Origin of the sequence: Microbacterium sp. Kw_RZR3 (assembly GCF_029222405.1) — a bacterium.
Lineage (GTDB): Bacteria > Actinomycetota > Actinomycetes > Actinomycetales > Microbacteriaceae > Microbacterium.
The window spans coordinates 1-5107 of sequence record NZ_JARHXC010000082.1; the positions used below are offsets into that span (position 1 = coordinate 1).

The following is a 5107-nucleotide window of genomic DNA, read 5'->3' on the forward strand; positions in this document are numbered from 1 at the left end:
CCGATGGCTTCGACAGGCTCAGCCACCTCACGGCGACACCCCGCCCGCGCCCGAGTTGAGCTCCCTACGCGCCGAGCAGCCCCGCCCCGATCGACGCGCCCGCGGCCGGAGCCGGGGGCACGGCCCACAGCCCCGAGCCGACGTGGCGGATGTACTCGCCCATGGCATCCGTCGACAGGGCCTTCTGCAGCGTGACGAACCGATCGGGGCTCTTTTGGAACGACAGGAAGAACAGTCCCGCATTCAGGCGCCCGAGATCGGTCGTGCCGTCGACGAAGTTGTAGCCGCGGCGCAGGATCCGGATGCCCCCGTTGTTGTCGGGGTGCGCGAGGCTGACGTGGCTGCGGGGGTCGATCGCCGGTTTCCCGGTCGGACCGACGGCCGAGAAGTCGGGAGCGGTGAACTCGTCGCCGCCCGACAGCGGCGCCCCCGCCCCCTTGTCGCGACCGACCACGCGATCCTGCTCCGCCAGACGCGTGCGGTCCCACGTCTCGATCAGCATCGCGATGCGTCGCGCGACGAGGTACGACCCGCCCGCGAGCCACGCCGGACCCTCGGATGCCGAGACCCAGACGTTCTCCTCCAGTGCGGCCGTGTCGTCGGCGAGGATGTTCGCCGTGCCGTCCTTGAAGCCGAAGAGGTTTCGCGGGGTCGTCTGGGACGCGGTGGTCTTCGACGTCCGTCCAAACCCGAGCTGCGACCATCGGATCGTCGCGCGGCCGAAGGCGATGCGGCTGAGGTTGCGGATCGCGTGGACGGCCACCTGCGGGTCATCAGCGCACGCCTGGATGCACAGGTCGCCGTCGGAGCGCAGCGGGTCGAGGTCGTCGTTCAAGAACGCGGGGAGCCGTTCGAGTCCTGCCGGTCGCTGCCCCTCGAGCCCGAACCGCGCGTCGAAGAGCGAGGGCCCGAACCCGAAGGTGATGGTGAGGTTGCTCGCCGGCAGCCCGACGGCCTCGCCCGTGTCGTCCGGCGGCGCGTCGGGCGATCCCCCGAGCGCGCCGGTGGCGCTCACGTCGAGGCCCTGCATCATGCGGTTCGCGGCATACGTCCAGTCCGACAGCAACTCCGCCAGATCGTCGCGCGTGGTGCGCGCCATCATGTCGTAGGCCGCGAAGTGGAGGTGCTCCTGCACGGGGGTGGTGATCCCGGGCTGATGGATGCCAGACGCCGGGGCCGCGGCATCCATGATCCGTCGTGCCTGGTCCTGGCCGTACGCCGCACCCCCGACCAGGCCCGCGCCCGCGCCGACGACGAGGCTGGTCGCGCTCGCCCCGATGGCCAACCCGATCAGGTCGCGCCGGGACACACCCGCCGACGCGTCGGGGCCGGACGGCGACGCGGCTGCCGCCGGACCCGAGGGTCCGACGGCAGCCGTGGTGTCGCGTTCTTCGTCGCTCACGCTCACTCCAGCACCGTGACCGTCAGCTGCGACAGCGGCTCGGCCAAGGCGTTGATGAGGTCGGTGAACTGGCGCTTGTCGGCCTCGGTCAGCTGCGAGTAGGGGACGAAGCCCGCGTCGGCAGATCCGTGCGCCGCGAGAGCGGCCTCGAGGTCGGCGTACCCCTTGTCGATCTTCGTGACGAGCTCGGCACCCTTGTCGCCCTTCGACTCGGCGAAGTCGCGCACGAGCGAGAAGGCCATCTTCGACCCCTCGACGTTCGCCGCGAAATCGTAGAGGTCGGTCCCCGACCACCAGTCCTCTTCGCCGCTGATCTTGCCACTCGCGACCTCGTCGAGCAGCGCGATCGCACCGTTCGAGATGCCCGCGACGCCCTGCGCGTCGAGGGCCTGCGTGAACTCGTCGCCGTGGACGTAGTCGTACAGCTCCTGGACGTCGGAGACGAGCTTGTCACCGTGCGTCTTGCGCTCGTCAGGAGTCGACGGAGCCCAGTCCTTCCACGCGGGCGTCTCGCCGTCCGCGTTCAGTGCGTCCTGCGCGGGGACCCACAGATCCTTCTCAATGCGGTGGAACCCGGTCCAGTCCAGCCCCTCGGCCACGGCGTCGACCTCGCGGTAGTCGATGCGGGGGTCGAGGTCGCCGAGCGCCTCGGCGATCGGCTCGATCCGCTCGTAGTACGCGCGGACGCGGGGGAACTGCTCCTTCGCGGCGGCGTCGTCTCCCGACTCGTACGCGGCCGTGAAGGTCTTCACAGCGGGGAGCAGCTGACCGACCTGGTCCTTGACGAACGCGGCGTAGAGGTCGACCGCCTGCTGCTTCTGCTCGGCATCCGGGCCCTCGACGGCAACGGCGTCGCCGGTGACCGAGAAGCTCGCCTTGCCGACGCCGTCGCCAACCATGCCGGGCTTGCAGAGGGTGAAGTAGTCACCGGGCTGGGCCACGACGGTGAGGTTGCGCGACGCGCCGGGGGCGATGTTCTCGACCTCGCCGACGATGCGGAGTCCATCGGATGCCAGCAGGTAGAACTCCGTGACCTGGTCGCTCTTGTTGCTCACGTCGAACGCGACGGTGCCGCTGGGCGCCGAGGCGGACGAGACCGCGCAGCCGTCGTCGGTCGAGGTGACCGTCAGGGCTCCGGAGGCGGCCGCGTCGGTCTTGGCGACGCAGCCGGAGAGGACGAGGGCGGCCGCGCCGGCCACGGCCGCAGCCGCGAGGAGGCGAGTCGGGGTCATGATGCTCCATTCGGATGGGTGACGGATGCCGCGGCGTCGGGCACGCGAGCGGCGTCGGAGAGCTGCGGGGCGGCGTGGGCCGCGGGGACATCGGCGGGATGCGACGCGGAGGTTCCGGCTGCGGGGCTCGCGGTCGCCTTCGGGCGCCGGTTGGCTCGCACGCCGCGCACGAAGAGGGGCACGACCACGGCGATGTAGACCACCCAGGCGATCACCTGCAGCCACGTCATCGCGGGCATGAAGCCGACGGTGGCCTGCAGCAGCGCGGCGAGCGGACCGCCCGGCGAGATGGCATCCGAGACGTCGAACGCCCAGCCGAACGGGAAGCCGGCCCAACCGGTGGCGACGAGCCCGGTCGCGGGGTCGATCGGGGCGCCCGCGCCGAACGGGCCCGGGAGGGCACCCGCCTCCTGCAGGTCGTGGAACGCGTAGGCGAGCACTCCCGCCGCGACGACGACGAGGAAGCCGCCGGTCCAGGTGAAGAAGCGACCGAGGTCGAGCCGGAGCATGCCGCGGGCGATGAGCCAACCGAGGACGACCGCGGCGACCAGTCCGAGCAGCGCGCCGAGAAGGGCGTAGGGCGTGTCGCCGAACGACTGGACCATCGACCACAGCAGCAGCGTCGTCTCGACCCCCTCGCGCGCGACCGAGACGAAGCCGATCGCGACGAGCGCCCAGACCCCGCCGCGCAGGGCCTTGTCGACGCCACCCTCGAGGCCCGCCTTCAGCGTGCGCCCGGCTTTCTGCATCCAGAAGATCATCCAGGTGACCATCGCGACGGCGAGCAACGACAGCCCCCCGCCGAGGAGCTCCTGGGCCTCGAAAGTGAGCATGTACGCACCGAAGGTGAAGATCGCGCCGACGGTCAGCGCCAGGGCGATCGCGAGGCCGACACCGGTCCACAGCTTGGGCAGAGCGTCACGACGGTCCAGGCGGGTGAGGTACGCGACGAGGATGCCGACGACGAGTGCCGCTTCGAGGCCTTCACGGAGGCCGATGAGGAACGTGGCGAAGAAGCTTGCGAGCACGGGCGGGATTCCGACTTTCGGTTTCGGGGTGGGGCGCCGCGGCACTGCGGGAAGGTAAGGGCAGCCTCACCTGACCTGGAAACGATACGCAATTCCATGGCGTGTTCGCACCCCGCCGATCGGCGGGGTTTGCGATCACGGACGTCACACACGCTCCACGCCCGTCTTTTCGCGGCGCCGAGGGGACGGCATCCTGTTCGATGGCCTCCGCGGATGCTGCATCCGGTGCGGACGGTAACCATCGGCAACATTCACACGATCCCGCGCGGATCGACCTAGCCTCGTCGCATGTCCGACCTGAATCTCCCCGTCCTCGACCTCTCGCTCCTCGATCAGGGGCCGGATGCCGCCGCCCGCTTCCGGGATGAGCTGCGTGCCGCGACCCACGACGTCGGGTTCTTCTACCTGACGGGCACCGGAGTCAGCCCCGAGCTGGAGGCGAAGCTCCTGCAGGCGGCGAAGGACTTCTTCGCCCTGCCCGAGGCCGAGAAGCTCGCGATCGAAAACGTCACGAGCCCCCACTTCCGCGGCTACACGCGGGTCGGCGGCGAGCGCACGCAGGGCCGCGTCGACTGGCGAGAGCAGATCGACATCGGACCCGAGCGCGCGGCGATCGACGACCCCGAGGGCCCGGGGTACAACCGACTGGTCGGCCCGAACCTCTGGCCGGCCGCGCAGCCCGAGCTGAAGGAGGTCGTCACCGAGTGGCACGACCACCTCACCGGCGTCGCCCGGAAGCTGCTGCGCGCGTGGGCCCTCGCCCTGGGCGCCGAGGAGCAGTACTTCGACCGCCACTTCGGCGACCCGCAGACCCTCATCAAGATCGTGCGCTACCCCGGCAAGGACGACCCGACGCCCCAGCAGGGCGTGGGCGCGCACAAGGACTCGGGCGTACTGACGCTGCTGTGGGTCGAGCCCGGCAAGGGCGGCCTGCAGGTCGAGCGCGACGGCGAGTGGGTCGACGCTCCCCCGGTGCCCGGCGCGTTCGTGGTGAACATCGGCGAGCTGCTCGAGTACGCCACGCAGGGCTACCTCACGGCCACGAACCACCGCGTGATCTCCCCGACCTACCCCGATGAGCGCATCTCGGTGCCGTTCTTCTTCAACCCCGCCCTCGACGCGCGCCTGCCGATCATCGAGCTGCCCGAGGAATTGGCATCCGAGGTCCGCGGCGTCACGGACGACCCGACGAACCCCATCCACGCGACGTACGGCGAGAACGCCCTCAAGTCGCGCCTGCGCGCCCACCCCGACGTGGCCGAGCGCTGGCACGCGGATCTGCTGGCCGCGCGCGCCGCGTCCTGAGCCCGCCGCGCCGACGTCCGAGCTCGGCGCCCGAGTCCGCCGCCGTGGCCGCGGATCACGGCCCCGGCCACACGCATAAACGCGATCCACTCGCAGAAACACGTGCACAGCGCGTTTATGTGAGCGGATCGCGTTTATGC

4 protein-coding genes are annotated in these 5107 nt (G+C 70.6%); 1 reads left to right on the forward strand and 3 read right to left on the reverse strand.

Annotation, left to right across the window (positions count from 1 at the left end; all coding sequences use genetic code 11):
- Window positions 1–64 precede the first annotated feature (64 nt).
- From efeB to efeU, 3 genes are read right to left on the reverse strand one after another with little or no spacing between them, the layout of a single operon-like run.
- Complete coding sequence (efeB, locus tag P2P98_RS04555; protein WP_275797610.1) at window positions 65–1402, reverse strand: iron uptake transporter deferrochelatase/peroxidase subunit; 1338 nt, start codon at window positions 1400–1402, stop codon at window positions 65–67.
- A 2-nt stretch (window positions 1403–1404) separates the two neighbouring features.
- Window positions 1405–2634 carry an iron uptake system protein EfeO gene (gene efeO, locus P2P98_RS04560; RefSeq protein ID WP_275797612.1) on the reverse strand — a complete coding sequence of 410 codons (1230 nt, stop codon included), beginning with the start codon at window positions 2632–2634 and terminating at the stop codon, window positions 1405–1407.
- Window positions 2631–3662, reverse strand: a complete 1032-nt coding sequence (efeU, locus tag P2P98_RS04565) for an iron uptake transporter permease EfeU (RefSeq protein ID WP_275797614.1) — start codon at window positions 3660–3662, stop codon at window positions 2631–2633. Before efeU ends, efeO begins: the two co-directional genes overlap by 4 nt.
- Before the next feature lie 288 nt (window positions 3663–3950).
- On the opposite strand from efeU, the gene P2P98_RS04570 reads away from it, so the two are divergent.
- Window positions 3951–4967, forward strand: a complete 1017-nt coding sequence (locus P2P98_RS04570) for a 2-oxoglutarate and iron-dependent oxygenase domain-containing protein (protein ID WP_275797616.1) — start codon at window positions 3951–3953, stop codon at window positions 4965–4967.
- Window positions 4968–5107: the final 140 nt, after the last annotated feature.

Excerpts from the sequence above, each read along its gene's own strand:
- efeO (WP_275797612.1), bottom strand. The coding sequence starts at position 2,634 with ATGACCCCGACTCGCCTCCTCGCGGCTGCGGCCGTGGCCGGCGCGGCC.
- P2P98_RS04570 (WP_275797616.1), top strand. The coding sequence starts at position 3,951 with ATGTCCGACCTGAATCTCCCCGTCCTCGACCTCTCGCTCCTCGATCAG.